The following is a 19,096-nucleotide window of genomic DNA, read 5'->3' on the forward strand; positions in this document are numbered from 1 at the left end:
GCAAACTCCTGCGGGAGCTTTGCCGTTGGCCTTTTCTCTATGCAAAGGTGGTTTTTATTATGGATATTCAAGCACATATTAATGAGGTATGGCCCAAGCTGCACGCTCTGGCGGAGCCTGCCTTCAAGGAAGTCAGGTCTGCCGCTTTTCTGGCAGATTTTTTGCGCAAGCTGGGTTACGACGTAACCGAGAACGTCGGCGGTACTACCGCACTTACCGCTGTGCTGGACAGCGGTAAACCAGGCCCTACGGTAGCAGTGCGTACCGATATGGATTGCCTGCTGTTCAAAAACGAAGACGGCTCGCTGGAGCCTATTCACGCCTGCGGCCATGATGCGCATATGACTATCGCTTTGGGCGTAGCAAAGCTGCTAAAAGAGCAGGGCCTTGCCTGCGGCCGCGTAAAGCTTCTTTGCCAGCCTGCGGAGGAAATCGGCAGAGGCGCGCTAGCAATGCTGGAGGCAGGAGCGCTGGATGATGTGCAGTACGCTTTAGGCTATCATGTAATGCCTAAGGATATGGCACGCAGCGGTCAGATTATCGCGCAAATCAACTGGACGGCCTGCACCCTGATGGAGGGCGAAATCCATGGGTTGGCAGCGCATGGCTCCCAGCCGCATCTGGGCGTGAACGCTATCGATGCCGGTGCCGCTATCGTAAATGCCATCAACGCGCTGCACAGCAACCCGCTTTTGGGCGGCAGCATCAAAACTACCCGCTTCATGGGCGGTGCAGGCTCGCTCAACGCTATCTGCGACAAAGTAAGCATAGGCTTTGACCTGCGCAGTACGTCGAACGCCGAGATGCTGGAGCTGCGTCGCAAGGTAGAAGATATCGTCGTGAATACGGCGAAGGTGTACGGCGCGGAGGCGGATTGTCATATTGTCGGCACCTGCCCGGCGGCGGAGGCGGACCCGTCACTGTTGGCGCTGACGCAGGAGGTAATTTCCGCAGAGCTGGGAGCGGGGGGACTGATTCCCGCTGCCAATATTACGGTAGGCGAGGACTTCAACTTCTTCAAGCAGGAGCGTCCGCAGCTGAAAACTGCCAGCCTGGGCATAGGCTGCGACCTGGAGCCGCGTCTGCATGACCGCGATATGCACTTTGACCACAGCGCATTGGCTAATGCCATCAACGTGCTGACAAATCTTACGCAGCGTATTTTATGCGTAAAGCCGTAAGCATATCCTGAAAAATTATAAAGCAAAAGGCTTCTGCAGCAAGGTGTTGCCAAACTGCGGAAGCCTTAATTTTACGCTTAGGATTCTTTTTATGCTTCTTCGATTGCTGCGGAAATGGCTGCAACAGCCTTATCTTTAAGGCCGGTTGCTTCAATGCAGGGCTTAAATGTTGCGTCCTTGCAAACTTTAGTCATAGCCTTTTCACTGCTGCCCTTACCGCTGCTGCCGTAGGTGCAGACAGGGATAACTGTTTTGCCGCTCAGGTCATTTTCCTCCAGGAAGGTGAGGATGATATTGGGGCAGGTGAACCACCAGATAAGGAACATCACCACAATGGTGTCATAGTCCTGCAGGTTCTGCGGCTTAGCCTTAATCGCAGGACGGGCGTTCTGCAGGTTTTCGATTTTAGCCTGACCTACGCAGACAAGATAAGAGGAGGAATATTCTTTTACCGGCTCGATGGCAAAAAGGTCGGCACCGGTTTGCTTAGCAGTGTCCTCGGCCAGCTTTTTAGTAATGCCTGTGCGTGTAAAATAGGCGATGAGAGTTTTCTTCATAATGGGAACCTCGCTTTCATATAGTAATATTATAACACAATTTTGGACAAAGGCTGAATTTTCTTTACAGTTTTACTCTTAGCTTGTATATTTAGCTGATTTCATGTATAATAGAGTTAGTTTTTTCAAATGGAGGGATATCGATGAAAAAATACTTTCTGCCTATAGGCAAACGACAGGAAGAGGTACTGCTCCCCGAGGAGCGCGTTATATATGATATACACGGCAATGAATCTACCGTCTGCGAGGATGTTGTTGCCGCTACTACCGAAGCAATCCGTAACCCGATCGGTACCAAGCCGCTGCGCGAAATTGTGCATGCAGGCGAAACTGTAACCATTGTCATCAGCGATATTACCCGTCTGTGCGGCACGTCCGAATTTCTGCCGGTCATTGTGGCTGAGCTGAACAGTGTGGGCGTAAAGGACGAGGACATCACTGTTATTGTTGCTACCGGTACCCACCGCGGTCATACGCATGAGGAGGATATCACCGTTTGCGGCGAGGATATGGTGCGCCGTCTGAAAATTGTTCAGCATGACTCCCGCAAGAGCGAGGACATGGTGCTGTTGGGCAAAACCTCCTTCGGTAACGATGTTGCCATCAGCAAATATGTTGCCAACGCTGACAGAGTTATTCTGACCGGTGCCGTAACACTGCATCCTTTTGCAGGCTTCGGCGGCGGACGCAAGGCTGTTATGCCGGGCGTAGCAGCGTATGAAAGCATCATGAAGAACCATTGCATGACTATGTCCCCGGTAGAAGGCGCAGGCTGCAACAAGTCCTGTGACGCAAGTCTGCTCGAGGGCAATCCTATTCATCAGGATATGTATGAATCCTGCAAGCTGCTGGATCCGGATTTTCTGGTGAACACTGTATTTACTCCGGACGGAGAAATCAGCGAGGTTGTTGCCGGTCACTGGTACGAGGCATGGCAGAAGGGCTGCAAGGATTTGCTGGCTATGGCAGGAGTACACATCAAGCAGCTGGCTGATGTAGTAATTGCTTCCGCCGGCGGTTATCCCAAGGACCTTAATCTGTATCAGGCTACCAAGTGCCACATGAACGCACAGTTTGCGGTTAAGCATGGCGGTATCATGATTTTCACTCTGGACTGCCCGGATATTAAGGAGCCTGCTATTTTTACGGACTGCTTCAGCCGTAACGATATGGAGCAGTTTGAAAAGGATATCCGTGCCAATTTCACTATCCCGGCCTTTGTTGCCTTTAAAGCACGCTGCATTGTCAACGATGTAACCGCTTACCTGGTAACACGTCCCGAGAACTTCGATTTTGTCCGCAAGACAGGTCATATTCCCTGTACATCCTTGCAGGAGGCCTGGAATCTGGCGCAGGAAAAACTTGCAGAGCAGGGCAAAAAGGATTACAATATTACCATTATGGGCCATGCTTCAGCTACGCTGCCTATTTTGGACAAATAAAATATTAAAGAAAAATTTGGGGGGAACTTAATTATGAAAACAAGAAAAGTTGGTATTATCGGTTTAGGTCACGTTGGTGCTCACGTTGCGTACAGCCTGGCTATTCAGGGCATTGCTGCCGAGCTGGTGCTGGTAGACCCGAAAGAATCTAAGCTGGCTGCCGAGGTGCAGGACCTGCGCGATGCAATTCTGTATTGCCCGCATGATGTAAAAATCAACGGCGGTACCTACGCTGATCTGGGCGACTGCGACGCTATCGTCAACTGCATCGGTGATATCGATTTGGTTGCCAGCGGTGACCGCTTAGATGAGCTTACCTTTACTGCAGCACAGGTTAAAGGTTATATCCACAAGGTTATGGCCAGCGGCTTCAAAGGCTTCATTGTTAACATCACCAATCCTTGCGATGTTATCACCAACATCCTTTATCGCGAAAGCGGCCTGCCGAAAGGTCATGTAATCGGCACCGGTACTGGTCTGGATACCTCCCGTCTGGTATCTGCTTTATCCCTGCAGACCGGCGTTTCTCCGCAATCCATCAGCGCTTACATGATTGGCGAGCACGGCGCTTCCCAAATGGCTGCATGGTCCTGCGTTAACTTCAACGGCATTCCTTTAAGCTCTCTGGAGCATGAGGATCCTAAATTCGCTTTTGACAAACCGGAGCTGCAAAAACGCGCTATCGGCGGCGGCTGGGTAACCTACAGCGGCAAGCACTGCACCGAATACGGCATCTGCTCTACCGCAGCACGTATGGTACGCTGCATTTTCAACGACGAGCAACGCATTATGCCTGCTTCCATGCTGCTTGACGGCGAATATGGCGAAAAGGATGTCTTTGTAGGCGTTCCCGTACTGCTGGGCAAAAACGGCGCAGAGCGTGTGCTGGAGCTGCCTCTGACTGCTGAGGAGCTGGCAAACTTCCACAAATGCTGCGACGATGTACGCAAGAACATCAAAACCGCAGAAGGCATTGCTGCTGCAGAATGTAAATAATTTTTAACGTATGTCTTTGAAAGGGCAGGCCGACAACGCTGCAGGGCGGTGTTAACGGCCTGCTTTTTTGTTGGTTATGCTACAAAGTTAACAAAAAAAGTGCCTTAGCAAAGATAATAGTTGAAAGTTTTGCAAATGAGTGGTAAAATATTTAGGTGATTCATAGCTGTCACTAGTTTTATGGAAAGAGGGTAATATCATGACGCGTATCAATAGAGTTTTGGAGCATATGGCCAAGCTGCAGGTAGACAGTGTCATTATTAAGGATGTTACCACAATCCGTTATCTGACCGGCTTTACAGGAGATTCCAGTCTGCTGTATCTGGACAGACAACAGGGCGTGCTGATTACGGATGGCCGTTATACAGAGCAGGCCAGAAACGAAATGAAGTTCTTCAAGGTGCTGGAGTATACTCCGACAGGTGCGCACAGCATCTGGGCTGCCGCCGCTGATTTGGCAAAGAATGCCCAAGCGCAGGTAGTAGGCTTTGACGGAGCGTATTACAGCTATGATGATTATACTGTGCTGCACGAGCTTTTGGGCGAAACCTATATGCAGAGCATTGATTTCAGCGATATCCGTATGATTAAGGATAAGAAAGAGCTGGACATGCTGCTGAAGGCTGCTAGCATTGCTGACGAAGCCTTTATCCATCTGCTGGAGGATATCAAGCCCGGATGTACCGAGCGCAGTCTTGCAGGCCGTCTGGAATACTATATGCGTGCCTTGGGAAGCGAAAAAACTTCCTTTGATACGATTGTAGCCTCCGGCGTACGCAGTGCTTTGCCGCATGGCATGGCATCCGACAAGGTTATCGAGGTCGGTGATTTTATTACCTTTGACTTCGGCGCTGTCTATAAGGGATATCATTCCGATATGACGCGTACATTGGTAGTGGGCCTGGCAAATTCCTGGCAGCAGGAAATTTATACTATAGTTGAAGAAGCACAGCGCAAGGGCTTGAAGGCTGCCGAAGCAGGCATGACCGGCAGAGAACTGGACGCTATTGTGCGTGACAGCATTACCGCCTGCGGCTACGGCGATTATTATGTGCATGGAACAGGTCACGGCGTAGGCCTGGAAATCCACGAAATGCCGATGATCAACAAGCGTGGCGCTACAGTGCTGCAGACAGGCATGATCTTCACTATTGAACCCGGTATATACATTCCCGGTAAAGGCGGGGTACGTATAGAAGATACTGTTGTTTTGACAGAGGATGGGGCAAGAGCCTTGAACGGTGTCAAAAAGCAGCTTATTGAAATTGTCTAATATTTAAATTTATAGGAGGGCTTCCAATGATATCCACAAACGAATTTAAAACCAACGTAACTGTTACCATCGATGGCGACGCTTGGCAGGTTGTTGAATTCCAACACGTAAAACCTGGTAAGGGTGCTGCTTTCGTACGTGCAAAAATGCGTAACCTGTGCACCGGTGCTGTTGTTGAGCGTACCTTCAACGCAGGCGAGCGTCTGCCGAAGGCTCATATCGACCGTCGCGAAATGCAATATCTGTATGAATCCGACGGCATGTATGTATTCATGGACAATGAAACCTACGAACAAACCGAGCTGAGCAAAGAAACTCTGGGCAGCGCACTGAACTTCCTGAAAGAGAACATGGACGTTAAAATCATGATTTATGACAACCGTGTACTGGGCGTTGACCTGCCGAACACTGTAGAACTGACCGTAGTTGAAACCGAACCCGGCATCAAAGGCGATACCGCTACCGGCGGCAGCAAGAATGCTACCATGGATACCGGCTATGTTGTTAAAGTTCCTCTGTTCATCAACGAGGGTGACGTTCTGGCTATCGATACCAGAACCGGCGACTACATTTCCCGCGCTTAATTTTAATTAAGAATTTTGCAGCAGCTGCTGCAGGCTTGTTTTGTTACTTACGGTGACGGAACCTGCCTGCGGCAGCTTTTTTGGTTCTATAATAAGTGTTGGGGTCTTGACCTAATCAAGGACAAGGTTTCTTGCACTTATTTTTTTGCTTGAATTGTGACGTTAAAAGCGTTACGATTATCTTGGGAGGCGATAATAATGGAAAAAAACTGCAACTTTAAATTTACGCGTTAATCCTGATGTTAAGGAAAAGGCTGAAGAAGTATTAAGCAAACTTGGCGTACCAATGTCTACTGCTATAACGATGTACTTGAATCAGATTGTTCTTACGGGCGGAATACCGTTTTCTGTTACGCTGCCTAAAGCACCTGTGGCAGTTAATGCTGATATGATGACTAATGCGCAGCTACATGACAAGTTGGCAAAGGGTTATGCTGATATAGAAGCTGGCAGAGTTTATAAAGCTGCGGAAACGTTTGCTGGCAAGAATTAGATAATATGTTATAATATAGTGTCAAGAAAAATTATGGAGGCGTAAGCACAATGAATTATACAGAGAGCCTGGCGTATTTAGACAGCCTGGGCAAGTTTGGTATTAAATGAGGTATGGAGCGCATTGAAGGTCTTTTGCGCTAGCTGGGCAATCCTGAGCAAAAAATCAAAACCGTACATGTTACGGGTGCGCATGGTCTGCTGGAGTTTCTTGTTGTCTGGTGGGGGATTTTTCTGCCTGCCGGCTGGAGGCTTGCTTATTACGGACGCAGCCTTTGGCTGAAGGCGATGGGACGCGGCTATGTGCTGGCGACGGTGGGCATTATCGTCGGCGGTCTGACTGACCACGTATATTTTAATACGCAGATGGGCTTGTGCTTCTGGACGCTGGGCGGACTGACGATGCTATGCAAAAAGCTGAATGAAGAAGATGATTAAAGAATTTAGAGGAGAAAGATGAGTTTTTTAAGAGCGCATGGAGAAAAACAGAAACAGGAAAGAGTGCAGCAGATAATAGATGCCACGATAAAACTGTATGATGAGATTGGCTATGATAAGATTACTTTTAGTAAAATTGCCTTAAATCTCAATTTCAGCAGAATAAATTTATATAATTACTTTTCTTGTAAAGAGGATATTTTTTTACTGATTCTCATGCAGGAAATCAGGCAGATGGTGGCAGATGCAGAGGTAAGCTTTACAGCTCCTATTGATGATCTGGATGCTTTTTGTCAAAAATGGGCGGCTATGCTGCTAAGGCATGAGCGCCTGCTGTCTATTTTTTCTATTACGAATACGATAATTTTAGCAGGAGCGAGCGATGAACAGCATAAGGAATTTAGGCAGCAAATGCATGTTGATTATTGTCGCTTGGCGGCTGTAGCAAGGGTTGCTTTACCACAGCTTGATGCAGAGCAAGCCGTTCGCTTTATAAATTTAGAGAACAGCTTTGCTTTGGTACTCTATCCTGCAAGTTGTGAATATAAAAAAGCTAATAACATAACTATTTTCTATGAAATTGGCTATGGTACAAGAGAATTTATACCGCAGTTTGTTGCCTATCTCAAGGTTGTTTTGGCAGGTCTTTTGACTTGAAAGATTTTATAGCAGCGTTCTTCAGCTGCTATATTTTTTTGGCAAAAATCTAAATTACATCTTGAAATTTAGAATCGCAAGTGCTATAATGATAATGCAATAAAAGTTCTAATAGCATAGATTATTATTTTTATATCTATCTTAGAATGAATGTTTGAAAGGAGTATGTGTATGAAGTTAACTTGGAAAAATTTTTCAGCAACGGCTCTTGCTGCTGTTATGGCGTTGTCTTTAGCTGGTTGCGGAGGCAGTAAGTCTGATGATGCTAAGGCGTCTGGTAATAAGGTTTTAAAATTTGGTGTGGTAAACTTTGCCGATAATCTTGAGCCTACGAACCATGCTGTTGGCTGGGCGCTGACGCGTTATGGCTTAGGCGAGACTTTGATTAAATTTGATGAAAAAATGAATGTGAAGCCTTGGATTGCCGAAAGCTGGTCGGTTGCCGACGACAAGCTTACCTGGACCTTCAAAATTAATGATAAAGCAAAATTTTCGAATGGTAACAAGGTTACTGCTGAAGCCTGCATGTCTTCCATTCAAAGAACTATTGATAAATCTTTAGAAGCAAAAACCTGGGCGCAGATTGCTTCTATGAAGGCAGAAGGCCAGAATCTGATTATTAAAACCACGAAGCCGACTCCTGGTCTGCCTGGAGTTTTAGGTGATCCTTATTTTGTTATCGTTGATACGAGCGTTAAGGATAGAGACATTTTGCGCATGGGACCTATCTGCACAGGTCCATATATAGTGGAATCTTTCAACCAGAATAAGGCTGTCATGAAGGCTAATCCTAATTACTGGGATGGCAAGGTACCCTATGATACTGTGGAGATTCCTTCTGTTAATGATCCCAATACCAGGGCTATGGCGCTGCAAAAGGGAGAGATAGATGTTGCTGTTAATGTAGCTTATGGTGATATGCCGCTCTTTAGAGATAAAAAAGGTTATCATGTAAGTGAAATGGCGTCTATTCGTGATTGCTTGGCTAGAATGAATGTTAATGAGGGCAGGCCTTTAGCAGATCTGCGTGTAAGACAAGCTCTGTTATCTGCACTGGACCGCCCTACTTACTGCAAGACTTTGCTGCATAATACCTTTGTTCCTGGTGGGCCTGCTATGCCGCCGACTTTGGATTTTGGTTATAATGAACTAAAAGATCCGAACACTTATAATGTTGAGCGTGCAAAACAGTTGCTTGCTGAGGCTGGTTGGAAAGATAGTGATGGAGATGGTTTTGTAGATAAGGATGGCAAAAACTTAGAGCTTGAGTATGTTATCTATACCAGCCGTGCCGAATTGCCTATTTTTGCAGAGGCAACTCAGGCTGATGCGAAGAAGGTTGGTATTAAAATCAATATTAATGCTGTAGACTATAATGTGCTTGATGGCATTGGTACAAGTGGCAAATATGATTTGCTTATTTCTAATATTTTGGCTGAGCAGGCTGGCTCACCCATAAACTTTATGAATATGTATTGGCGTACTAATGTGAATGGTTCCAATCCACAAAATGGCTCTGGCTATAGTAATGCTAAATATGATGCCTTGGGTGATCAATATATTAGTGAATTTGATGAAAGCAAGCGCCGCCAGTATATCATTGATATGCAAAAGATTTTGCTCGATGATGCGGCAACGATTATCTATGGACATCCGCAGACTAATATTGTAAGCTCTAGCAAGGTTGCTAATGCCAACATTCAGGCTTGCGATTTCTATTGGCTCACGAAAGACTGGCAGCCTGCAAATTAATATGAAGTGCAGATTTTTAGGAAGCAACAGGCTATGTTCTCCATGTCGATTTTATGATAGTGAAAAGAACTGCACCAATTAAGCGCATTACTAAGGGTGAATATCTTGATGCAGATGCTTCCTGGCGATGGTATGCCTTTGTGTCGCGTGAGGACAAAGTGCATAAGGGGCAGAAGCTGGGTGAAATTCGTGATTTGTTTGGCAGAGTGCTGCATGAGTATTACGCAAAATATGATAGTGTGGTGCTCATGGTAGTAGCGACATTAGATATAAAAAAAGAAAATCCAATTCTAGCCTATGGCGATTAATTTTTCTACGGAAAGCACGCTGCTGCTTTCCGTATTTTTGTAATATCATTTACAAAAATCTTGGTACTTTCTTTTCCCACGAGAAATGTAACAATTTTTGTTGACAACTGAGCATGTATGTTGTATCATTTTGCACATAACTTAATAACGGGCGATGAAGAGAAGAGTAAATGTACGAGCTTGGCAAAGAGAGCCTTCGTGATGGTGCAAGAGGGAGCAGGTGGTGACATTGAAGATGGTCTTGGAGCTGATTGGCTGAGATGCATGCATTTAGGCCGCCCGGGAGCACCCGTTACAGTGCTGGAGTATTAAAGGGTAAACAATCCCTGCGTACTTGATGAGGTCCGTGTGGTGACATATGGATGAATTAGGGTGGTATCACGAAGCAACGCTTTCGTCCCTGTATTTTTACAGGAACGGAAGCTTTTTTGTATATTTGCATGCGTGTATTGTGCACTGAATTTGTTCAAAATTTACAAAAATAACAAGTGTACTTTTCAAGAGAACAGTGGTATAATATTAAAAGAACTTTGTATGAAGAAAGGGGACACTAGTATGTCTGAAAAATCCACATTCTATTTGGTTCGCGAAGAAATTCTTCCTGAAGCAATTAAAAAAACTATAAAGGTTAAAGAAATCCTCAAACGCGGCGAAATCAAAACTATCAACGAAGCAGTTGAAAAAATGGGCCTGAGCCGCAGTGCTTATTACAAATATAAGGATTTCGTTTTCCCGTTCTATGAAGCAAGCAAGGAAAAAATTATTACCTTGTCCTTACTGCTGGAGCACAAATCCGGCGTGCTGTCCAAGGTTCTGAATACTGTTGCCGATGATTCCGGCAGCATCATGACCATCAACCAGGGTATTCCTCTGCAGGGCGTTGCCAACACCACTATTTCTATCGAAACCAAGCATCTGACGGTAGATTTGGAGGCTCTGCTGGACAAGCTGCGCATGATTGACGGCGTAAAACGTCTGGAAGTATTGGGACAAGTATAACCGATTACTTATTTAGGTATTGGAGGGGTACTAAATGAAGGATTTTGTAAATGTTGGTCTGTTGGGCGCCGGCACTGTCGGTGGCGGCGTGCTGAAGGTTTTAGAGAAAAATGCAGAAAAAATAGCCAAAGAGGTAGGCAAGCCGGTAAGAATCACCAAGGTGCTTGACCGCCATGTAGACCGCTTGAAACAGGAATACGGTGATAAATATGTTTTCACCGATAATGCCGACGAGGTGCTTGAGGATAAGGATATTGATATTATCGTTGAGCTGCTGGGCCGCGAGCATCCTGCCAAGGAATTTATCGCCAGAGCCTTTGCCAACGGCAAGCATGTTGTTACTGCCAACAAGGACGTTCTGGCCAAATTCGGCTCCGAGCTGTTCCCGCTGGCACATGAGCACAACTGCGACTTTATGTTTGAAGCCAGCGTCTGCGGCGGTATTCCTATCATCGGACCGATGAAAACAAGCATGGCAGCCAATCAGATTACCTCTATCATGGGTATCGTGAACGGCACCACCAACTATATGCTGTCCAAGATGGCTAACGAACACCTTGATTACGATGAGGTGCTGAAGGAAGCGCAGGCCAAGGGCTATGCAGAGTCCGATCCTACTGCCGATGTAGGCGGTCTGGATGCTGCGCGTAAAATCGTTATTCTGGCATCTATTGCCTTCAATACCCGTTTTAATCTGGACGATGTACAGGTTGAAGGCATTGAAAGCATTGAGGCCTGCGATATCAAATATGCAACCAACCTCGGTTACGCAGTAAAGCTTCTGGCAATCGCCAAGAACGATCCCGAAAACGGTGTAAGCCTGCGTGTTAACCCGACGATGATTCCGCTTTCCCATCCGCTGGCAGGCGTAAACGGTGTTTATAACGCTGTATTCGTCAACGGTGACGCTATCGGTGAGGCTATGTTCCTGGGCCTCGGTGCAGGCCGTCTGCCGACTGCAAGCTCCGTCTGCGGCGATATTATTGATGTTGCCCGCAATATGCAGCATCAGTCTACCGGACGCATCAGCTGCACCTGCTTTGAGGAAAAACGCCTCTGTCCGCCGGATAAGATGTCCGCACCGGCTTATATCCGTCTGCAGGTAGCAGATAAGCCGGGCGCACTGGCAGCCATCGCTGCAGCCTTCGGCGCACAGAATGTGAGCCTGCGCAATGTTGTACAGACTAATGATGTTCTGAGCAACAAGGCGGAGATTGTTGTAATTACCCACAGTGTTTCGGAGGCTAATCTGCAGATGGCGCTGCAAATTTTACGCGTGCTGCCGGTAGTAGAAGCAATCAGCTGTGTGATTCGTGTAGAAGACAGCCATTTGGCATAAAGAGGCGGCAGCATGAAAAAAGTATTTATTCAGGTTCCCGCAACCTCAGCCAACTGCGGTCCCGGCTTTGACACCCTCGGCCTGGCCTGCAATCTGTATAACGAAGTAAGCTATGAAATAACCGATAAGAAGGGCTTCCAGCTGGAGGTAGAGGGCGAGGGCGCAGATTATCTGAAGCCGTTTGGCCGTAATTTGGCTTTCGCCAGCTTTCTGCGTGTGTGGAACGCCGTAACCGACGGCCAACGCATCGGTCTGAAGGTGAAGATGCTCAACCGCATTCCTATGTCCCGCGGTCTGGGCAGCAGCTCCAGTGCTATCGTTGCCGGTCTGTATGCAGCTAACGCTTTGTGTGATGACCATTATACCAAGGATGAGCTTCTCGGTATCGCTACGGAAATCGAGGGCCATCCCGATAATGTAGCGCCTGCACTGTACGGCGGCTTCACCATCAGCTATATGGAGCAGGAGAAGGCGCATTCCCTGCGTCTGCTGCCTGCCAAGCCGTTGAAGTTCATCGCCGTTGTTCCCGACAGCAAGCTTCCTACGTCGCTTGCGCGTCAGGCTATTCCCAAGACTGTACCGCACAAGGACGCAGTTTATAATACCTCCAGAGCTTCGCTTTTGGTCGGTGCGCTGCTGAGCGGCAATTATGAGTATCTGGGCATGGCGCTGGAGGACAAGCTGCATCAGCCGTACCGTGCGCATTTGATTCCGGGCTTGCCCGACGTTTTTGCGGCTGCCAAGGAAGCAGGCGCTTATAACGCTATTATCAGCGGTGCAGGCTCTACGGTGATGGCCTATGCTTCGCCGGAGGCAGACTGTGAGCGCATTGCCAAGGCTATGCTAGACGTTTTTGCTGCCAATAATGAGCATGCCTGCTATCATATTTTGGACCTGGATACAGACGGTGTAAAAAAAGTTTAAAATAATTTATAAAATAGTGTTGACAAAATCCAAATAAACCTGTATAATACTCCTTGTGATTCGGGGCGTGGCTCAGCTTGGTAGAGCGCTTCCTTGGGGTGGAAGAGGTCGTGGGTTCGAATCCCGCCGCTCCGACCAATGTCGGACTTATAGCCTTTACGTTTTAACGTAAAGGCTTTTTTCATGTTTAAAAGGAAGTTGGGGCACGCGGGAAAATATTATAATGCTCTCGATAAGAGCTCGGGAAAAACTAATCTTATAAACTTAGAACCGATTTTGGTTCTTTTTATTTGCGTAAATTTACATAAAAGTGTGATTCAGAACACAAAAAATCCCATAAAAATGTGAGTAGTAAGCATTTTATACAATTCGCTCTGCGATACGTCCCAAACAACCCTCATTTTAAGAAAAATTATTAGGGAAAAACAAGCTGATATGTTATAATATAGAACGTGTAAATATATTTTGCGCAGCTGCCGGGCAGCAGAGGTGAATACAATTGCTGCTGGCGGTATAATAAAGCAATTTGAACAGTAATTGACAGCAAAAGCTGCAAAACATCAGGCCGAAGCCATCGTTAAAGAGCATAAGCTTACTTACGGTTATGACGGCTATTGATTACTGTTATAGCAGAGCGCCTTGCATTCGAAGTAAGGGCTTTTTCATATTATATTGGGAGGTTTTGACCGATGATTCGTACATTGGAATTCGTCTGCAGCGAGTGCGGCGAACATTTTGTGCCCGGAGAAAAATTGTATTATCGTGATAATTACATGAATAACAGCATTCGCGATACCAAATTTATCTGCCCGGACTGCATTGCCCGCTGGCAGAAGAAATGGCAGATTAAAACAGCCAGCTTTCATGAGGTTGACTATGTGCTGACAGTTGACCTTGAGCTGGAGGACGGCACAGTCTACAACAACATGGACTGCACGCCGATAGATGAAACCGAAACCGTTGTCCTGGGCGAGGACGTGCCGGTGGAGGCACAGCAGGAGCTGTACAAAATTTATGCAGCCTGGGATAAGGAGCGCAAGGCGCACATCCTGAAGGACTGCACCTTCAAGGATGAATTTATGCGCACCTCCTTCACCTGCGAAACCTACAGCGGTGAACGCTATGAGAACGTTGCCTTCCGCGTAACCATGCGCGGTGAGCTGCAGACGGAAATCCCTGTTCCCGACTACATCAAAATGCAAATTCTTGATGCCTACAAGCTGTACGAGGAGCAGAACGCCGATTATCCGGCAGTAGACGAGCTGGTTTCCGATGAGGATGAAATTGCCAGGATTACCAAAAATTTAAAGAAATAGGAGAGCATATACATAATGACAGAATTGATGGATAAAATTAAGAAACGCCGTACCTTCGCTATTATTTCTCACCCTGACGCAGGTAAAACTACCCTTACCGAAAAGCTGCTGCTTTACGGCGGAGCTATTCACCTGGCAGGCTCTGTAAAGGCTAGAAAGAGCAACAAGCACGCTGTATCCGACTGGATGGAGATTGAAAAGCAGCGTGGTATTTCCGTTACCTCTTCCGTACTGCAATTTGATTACGACGGCTTCCGCGTAAACATTCTGGATACCCCTGGTCACCAGGACTTCTCCGAGGATACCTACCGTACATTGATGGCTGCCGACAGCGCTGTCATGCTGATTGACGCTGCTAAGGGCGTAGAGCCGCAGACCAAGAAGCTGTTCTGGGTTTGCCACCGCCGCCGTCTGCCTATCTTTACCTTTATCAACAAACTGGACCGCTACGGCCGTAATCCCTTCGACCTGATGGACGAGCTGGAAAAGGTGCTGAACATCCGCGCATATCCGATTAACTGGCCTATCGGTATCGACGGCCACTATAAAGGGGTATATAACCGTCTGGAAAACACTATCGAGCTGTTTGAGGACGACACCAGCCATGGTGCCAACAAGCTGAAATCAACTACCGGTTCTTTGGATGATCCCAAAATCAGAGAGCTGCTGGGTGACGAACTTTACGAAAACCTGTGCAACGATATCGAGCTGCTGGATATGGCAGGCGATGAGTTTGACATGGAAAAGGTTAACACCGGCGAGCTGACTCCGATGTTCTTCGGCAGTGCTATGACCAACTTCGGCGTACAGAGCTTCCTGGAAAAATTCCTGGAAATGTCTCCCATGCCACAGCCAAGAATGTTGCAGGATGGTACAATATTGTCACCGGAGAACGAAAAATTCTCTGCTTTTGTTTTTAAAATCCAGGCTAATATGAATCCTGCTCACCGTGACAGAATTTCCTTCATGCGTATTTGTTCCGGCGTTTTTGACAAGGGAATGAGCGTTTACCACAAGCAATCCGGTAAGATGGTTAAGCTGGCACAGCCGCAGCAGTTCCTGGCTCAGGAGCGCACAATAGTGGAAAAAGCATATCCAGGTGACATTATCGGCGTTTTTGATCCGGGTATCTTCGGTATCGGTGATTCCCTGAGCGACAGCAGCCTGAAGCTGCAATTTGAAGACTTCCCCGTATTCCCGCCGGAAATTTTTGCCCGCGTACAGCCTAAGGATTCCCTCAAACGCAAGCAGTTTGAAAAGGGTATCATCCAGCTGTCGCAGGAGGGTGCTATTCAGGTATTCCGTCAGGAGGGCGTAGGTCTTGAAAGCTACATCGTCGGCGTAGTCGGCGTACTGCAGCTGGAGGTTCTGGAATACCGTCTGCTCAACGAGTACAGCTCTAAGCTGCTGATGAATCAGCTGCCGTACTCCGTTGCACGTTGGGTATATGCAGAGGATAAGAAGCTGATCGAGAATATTAAAGGCTTGGATAACGGAATGCTTGTTTATGATAAAAAGGACAGACCTGTTATTCTTGTAAATAACGAGTGGTCCCTGAATTGGATTCTGGAACGAAATCCTGGTATTCAGTTCCTGACGGTACCTGCTGATGTGGAGAAAATCTAAAGATAATTACAATTACAAATCAGGAAAAACGCTTTCACTTTTACAGAAAATAGTAGTACTTATTACGCTCGTAGTGTGTATTGCACTGCTGCCGACATCTTTGTTTACAACGCAGAAGGTGGCGCGGGTAATTTATGACCGCGTAAGTATCAATGCCGTAAGCATCAACAACATTCTCTGTAACTCTCCGGAAATAAGGGAGAGCCTGGAGAAGCAGAACAAGAGGCCGGAGGATTCCGTAGACAGCTTTATGGCTACCTTTGTTAACGATGTTGACCATTCGGATGAAGCTGGCGTAGCGATTTACGACAAGAACCGCCATCTGCGCGTGTTGTACAACCCCGGCAAGCTGCCTGACTTCGAGCATAGCGCGCGTAATCTGGTAGACAAGTATGCGGGACGCAGCAATATTTCCTATAAGGAAAACTACTCGATTCCCAATAAGGCTATAGGCTTTGTTAAAGATGACAACAAGAAAACTATCGGTTATGTTGTTACCGGTTATTCCGACGAAATCGTTAATAACTCAACAATCGACGCTGTTCTCTTTTTGCTGTCTATGACGCTGCTTGGACTGATAGTCGGCATCTGGGGTGCGATTTATCTGGCGCAGAGGATTAAACGTGTTCTTTTCGGCTATGAGCCTGAGGAAATCGCCAGAATGCTACAGGAGCGCGACGTTATTCTTAACTCTGTACGTGAAGGAATTATCAATATCAACAGCAACGGCTGCATTACGCTTGTCAACTCCGAGGCCCAATTGCTTTTGAAGCAAGCAGGTATTGAAGGAGTTAATGAACTATTTGGAAAATCTGCAAAAGATGTCTTGAAACGTGTGCCGTTGGATGATATTATAAAAGAAGGTAAGACTTTAGTTGATGCCAGTGTCAAGATGGGTAATACTGTCTTTATTATTACTGCAGTACCGTTACTGGAGGATAAGAACATTATCGGTGCCGTAATTACCTTCCGCAAAAAATCTGTAGTAGAAGAGATGGCTAACCAGCTGACAGGCTTTAAAAATTATGCTACTGCTTTAAGAGCACAGACACATGAGTTTATGAACAAAATGCATGTGATTATGGGCCTGATAGATATGAAGGCCTATGACGAGCTGAAGAATTTTACGCAGGAAATTGCCTATAACAGACAATCTGAGGTTTCTTATGTAGTAACCCGCCTGAAGGATATAACATTATCAGGCTTTATCCTCGGTAAAATAAGCCGTAGCCGTGAACTTGATATCGACTTCTCTCTGACAGAGGAAAGTGAGCTGCATAGCGAGCTGGATGTGCCTTCGGTACATGATATTGTACTGATTGCCGGCAATATTATCGAAAACGCCTTTGATGCGTTGAAGAATTTTGACGGTGAACGCATCGTTAATCTCTCGATTCTGGATTTTGACCGCGAAATTGTTATTGTCGTGGAGGATTCCGGACCAGGTATGAGTGACGAGATACGCGAGCATATCTTCCAGCGTGGCTTCAGCAGCAAGGGTGAAAGCGGGCATGGCTTTGGCTTATATCTGGTTAAGCAAAGCATCAATAACCTTAATGGCACCATTACTGTGGAGTCTGCTCCGGGTGAGGGCACTACCTTTACCGTAAGGCTTCCGACCAGGAAAGAGGGGGATTAAGATGATTAACGTGTTAGTTGTAGAAGATGACCCGATGGTTGCCCAATTACATGAGCACTATCTTAGCCAGATCAAGGGGTTTCAGCTGTGCGATATCGCCGGTAACGGAGATACTGCACTGAAGCTGTTGCGTCAGAACAAATACGACTTAATCATTCTTGATGTCTTTATGCCTACTATGGATGGTTTACAGCTTTTGGCTAAAATACGCGAGAATGGTTATGATGTAGATGTTATCATTGTTTCGGCAGCAAACGATAAGGATAAAATTAAGCTGGCGCTGCGTTTGGGCGCTGTCGATTATATTATCAAGCCTTTTGAGTTTGAACGCTTTAACCTTGCACTGAATAATTATCTGAAGCGCTATCAGATTGTTGAGGAGCAGGGCATCATTAAGCAGGCTGACCTTGATACTACTATTATGCGTCAGGAAAATCAGGTTGCGGTAACTTTGCCCAAGGGCCTTGATAAAAATACTTTGGGCACTGTTTGGGAATGCATCTGCGGTATTGACGGCATGTTTACTACCGAGGAGGTTGCAGGCATGGTGGGAATCTCCCGCGTTTCTATCCGTAAATATCTGGAGTTTTTGAAATCCCTGCACCTGCTGAAGCTGGATTTGCACCGCGGCAGCGTTGGCAGACCGGTCTACAAGTATCTGTGCCTTGACAAGCAGAGCGATGTGCTGAAGGCGTATATACAGTAAGACTGTTTTATGTTTAGAAATTTACACTGAAACTCTTTGCAAAAATATAAATTTGTGGTAAAATCATCCTATTAATATTTTAATTCTGTTCAATGATAGAATATATTTTTAGGAGTGAGCTGCATGAAAAATTTAGCAAAAGATTTACTTATTATAATGTTGACAGGTATTGCTTTGCCGGCATCTGTTTATGCAGCACCCGTAGATACACAACAACATATAATTGCTCAGAAAGAGCAGGAGCAAGCTTCCAAACGCGCTGAACAGGATTTGCAGCATCGCGTTAGTCAGTCTATGGCTAAATCGCAGCAGCAAAGCAGCCGTTTGGAGGCTTTTGTTTTACCAGCGGAAGAGAATAGCTTTAAAATCAAACAGTTTGTACTTTCTGCGCCTGAGTATGGATATAAATTTAGTTGGATAGATGAATATCTGGGACAGTTTAATGGTCAGGAAATCGGTGTGAACGGTATCAATGAATTGCTGAAACGAATTAACCAGGAAATCATCAACCGTGGATATGTAACAACGCGAGTATATGTTGGTGAACAGGATTTATCAAAAGGTAAATTTGTTTTTTCGTTAGTACCAGGCATTGTGGGGGATATTAAATTTAGAAATGAAAACACTTGGGGAACTTGGCATAATGCAGTTTGCATGAAGCAAGGTTCAATACTTAATATACGTGATATAGAACAGACCATAGATAATTTCAACAATGTGCCTTCGCAGGATGCAGATATCAAGATTGAGCCGGGCAGTAATGAAGGTGAAAGCAATCTCGTTATAGATATTAAGCGCACAAAGCCGTGGACTTTAATGACTTCAGTAGATAACAGTGGCACTAAGACAACAGGCAGGGCACAGATG

Annotated in this window: 18 protein-coding genes, 1 tRNA gene, 1 pseudogene and 1 other annotated feature; of the genes and pseudogenes, 19 read left to right on the forward strand and 1 reads right to left on the reverse strand. The window is 46.3% G+C overall.

All coding sequences use genetic code 11. The features are described 5' to 3' along the window. The first annotated feature begins 59 nt into the window (after window positions 1-59). Window positions 60-1,181 (forward strand): amidohydrolase, encoded by a 1,122-nt coding sequence (locus RDW05_RS04840; protein WP_307978044.1) that lies wholly within the window; start codon window positions 60-62, stop codon window positions 1,179-1,181. 89 nt (window positions 1,182-1,270) lie between these two features. Here the strand turns inward: RDW05_RS04840 and RDW05_RS04845 are convergent, their stop codons facing one another. Beyond that, window positions 1,271-1,738 (reverse strand): flavodoxin, encoded by a 468-nt coding sequence (locus RDW05_RS04845; protein ID WP_307978045.1) that lies wholly within the window; start codon window positions 1,736-1,738, stop codon window positions 1,271-1,273. A 143-nt stretch (window positions 1,739-1,881) separates the two neighbouring features. Here RDW05_RS04845 and larA point away from each other — a divergent pair, with 143 nt between their 5' ends. From larA to RDW05_RS04935, 18 genes and pseudogenes are all read left to right on the forward strand, one after another. Continuing rightward, complete coding sequence (larA, locus tag RDW05_RS04850; RefSeq protein WP_307978046.1) at window positions 1,882-3,180, forward strand: nickel-dependent lactate racemase; 1,299 nt, start codon at window positions 1,882-1,884, stop codon at window positions 3,178-3,180. Window positions 3,181-3,213: 33 nt separating this feature from the next. After that, entirely contained in the window at window positions 3,214-4,176 is a 963-nt protein-coding gene (locus tag RDW05_RS04855) for an L-lactate dehydrogenase (RefSeq protein WP_307978047.1), read from the forward strand. Window positions 4,177-4,375: 199 nt separating this feature from the next. Further along, the gene (locus RDW05_RS04860) at window positions 4,376-5,449 is read left to right on the forward strand and encodes a Xaa-Pro peptidase family protein (protein WP_210684471.1); all 1,074 of its coding nucleotides are present in this window, start codon (window positions 4,376-4,378) and stop codon (window positions 5,447-5,449) included. Between the two features lie 26 nt (window positions 5,450-5,475). Beyond that, window positions 5,476-6,033 (forward strand): elongation factor P, encoded by a 558-nt coding sequence (gene efp, locus RDW05_RS04865; RefSeq protein WP_009145091.1) that lies wholly within the window; start codon window positions 5,476-5,478, stop codon window positions 6,031-6,033. A gap of 202 nt (window positions 6,034-6,235) precedes the next feature. After that, a pseudogene (locus RDW05_RS04870) lies at window positions 6,236-6,526 on the forward strand (type II toxin-antitoxin system RelB/DinJ family antitoxin); the annotation flags it as partial. Window positions 6,527-6,813: 287 nt separating this feature from the next. Further along, on the forward strand, window positions 6,814-6,963 hold the full coding sequence (locus tag RDW05_RS04875; protein ID WP_293690248.1) for a hypothetical protein: 150 nt from the start codon (window positions 6,814-6,816) through the stop codon (window positions 6,961-6,963). Window positions 6,964-6,981: 18 nt separating this feature from the next. Further along, entirely contained in the window at window positions 6,982-7,620 is a 639-nt protein-coding gene (locus tag RDW05_RS04880) for a TetR family transcriptional regulator (protein WP_307978048.1), read from the forward strand. A gap of 171 nt (window positions 7,621-7,791) precedes the next feature. Then, window positions 7,792-9,372, forward strand: a complete 1,581-nt coding sequence (locus RDW05_RS04885) for an ABC transporter substrate-binding protein (protein WP_307978049.1) — start codon at window positions 7,792-7,794, stop codon at window positions 9,370-9,372. 53 nt (window positions 9,373-9,425) lie between these two features. Next, window positions 9,426-9,680 carry a hypothetical protein gene (locus RDW05_RS04890; RefSeq protein ID WP_307978050.1) on the forward strand — a complete coding sequence of 85 codons (255 nt, stop codon included), beginning with the start codon at window positions 9,426-9,428 and terminating at the stop codon, window positions 9,678-9,680. A 145-nt stretch (window positions 9,681-9,825) separates the two neighbouring features. Then, window positions 9,826-10,085, forward strand: a binding site (T-box leader). A 150-nt stretch (window positions 10,086-10,235) separates the two neighbouring features. Further along, entirely contained in the window at window positions 10,236-10,679 is a 444-nt protein-coding gene (locus tag RDW05_RS04895; RefSeq protein ID WP_040564968.1) for an ACT domain-containing protein, read from the forward strand. 34 nt (window positions 10,680-10,713) lie between these two features. After that, window positions 10,714-12,018 carry a homoserine dehydrogenase gene (locus tag RDW05_RS04900; RefSeq protein ID WP_307978051.1) on the forward strand — a complete coding sequence of 435 codons (1,305 nt, stop codon included), beginning with the start codon at window positions 10,714-10,716 and terminating at the stop codon, window positions 12,016-12,018. Window positions 12,019-12,030: 12 nt separating this feature from the next. Further along, window positions 12,031-12,942: a homoserine kinase gene (gene thrB, locus RDW05_RS04905; protein WP_307978052.1), complete on the forward strand. Its 912-nt coding sequence runs from the start codon at window positions 12,031-12,033 to the stop codon at window positions 12,940-12,942. Between the two features lie 61 nt (window positions 12,943-13,003). After that, window positions 13,004-13,080 (forward strand) — tRNA-Pro (locus RDW05_RS04910). A 551-nt stretch (window positions 13,081-13,631) separates the two neighbouring features. Next, window positions 13,632-14,258, forward strand: a complete 627-nt coding sequence (locus RDW05_RS04915) for a hypothetical protein (protein WP_307978053.1) — start codon at window positions 13,632-13,634, stop codon at window positions 14,256-14,258. A 15-nt stretch (window positions 14,259-14,273) separates the two neighbouring features. Beyond that, window positions 14,274-15,884, forward strand: a complete 1,611-nt coding sequence (locus RDW05_RS04920) for a peptide chain release factor 3 (RefSeq protein WP_307978054.1) — start codon at window positions 14,274-14,276, stop codon at window positions 15,882-15,884. Next, the gene (locus tag RDW05_RS04925) at window positions 15,868-17,523 is read left to right on the forward strand and encodes a sensor histidine kinase (RefSeq protein WP_307978055.1); all 1,656 of its coding nucleotides are present in this window, start codon (window positions 15,868-15,870) and stop codon (window positions 17,521-17,523) included. The genes RDW05_RS04920 and RDW05_RS04925 overlap by 17 nt, the downstream gene beginning before the upstream one ends. Before the next feature lies 1 nt (window position 17,524). Next, window positions 17,525-18,229: a response regulator gene (locus tag RDW05_RS04930; RefSeq protein ID WP_276706351.1), complete on the forward strand. Its 705-nt coding sequence runs from the start codon at window positions 17,525-17,527 to the stop codon at window positions 18,227-18,229. 123 nt (window positions 18,230-18,352) lie between these two features. Beyond that, window positions 18,353-19,096: POTRA domain-containing protein (locus RDW05_RS04935; protein WP_307978056.1), on the forward strand; the 744-nt coding region annotated here is incomplete at its 3' end.

This window comes from uncultured Phascolarctobacterium sp. (genome assembly GCF_902463975.1).
GTDB lineage: Bacteria > Bacillota > Negativicutes > Acidaminococcales > Acidaminococcaceae > Phascolarctobacterium_A.